This window comes from Enterobacter sp. K16B, from assembly GCF_020216105.1.
GTDB lineage: Bacteria > Pseudomonadota > Gammaproteobacteria > Enterobacterales > Enterobacteriaceae > Enterobacter > Enterobacter sichuanensis.
Genome location: NZ_JAIWJZ010000220.1, coordinates 1 through 449, shown reverse-complemented (window position 1 = coordinate 449; position 449 = coordinate 1). Strand labels below are relative to the sequence as shown.

General features: G+C 46.1%; 1 protein-coding gene. It reads right to left on the bottom strand.

Annotated elements, in window-relative coordinates; genetic code table 11:
• Positions 1–449: T6SS immunity protein Tli4 family protein (locus LDK53_RS22805; RefSeq protein ID WP_263643529.1), on the bottom strand; the 449-nt coding region annotated here is incomplete at both ends.

Genomic DNA, 449 nt, shown 5'->3' with positions numbered 1-449 from the left:
TTTCCCTGACGCGGAAAGAACGAATGATGCGATCCCAGATTTCCACCAATTCAGCGTCGCTGTATTCCGATGGGGATGAGACATCACTTCCTTCAGGCAAGATCTCATTGCTTAATGTCAAATCAAGGCTGGGGTGTGTAAAATCAGCGTTGGTTTCGTTGGCTACGGCGGTAAACATGAGTTGTTTTGACGGATTATCGGATGATTTTTCTGGCGGGGCGGTGATTAGCCATTCACTGGCATGAAAACCGGCAATTCGTGCTTCTCCTTTTCGCAGCGTACTTCCGTCTATACTATTGATATACGATTGAATTTCACCGCTGCGTTCCAGCATGGTTGTGCTTTCCTTAAGGGCGTTATTGCTCCAGACCGAAAAAGAAAACACCGAACTATACGGGTAAACAAAGGTAATATCTTCCTTAGGCTTTCCGTTTCCGTCACGGATAAAC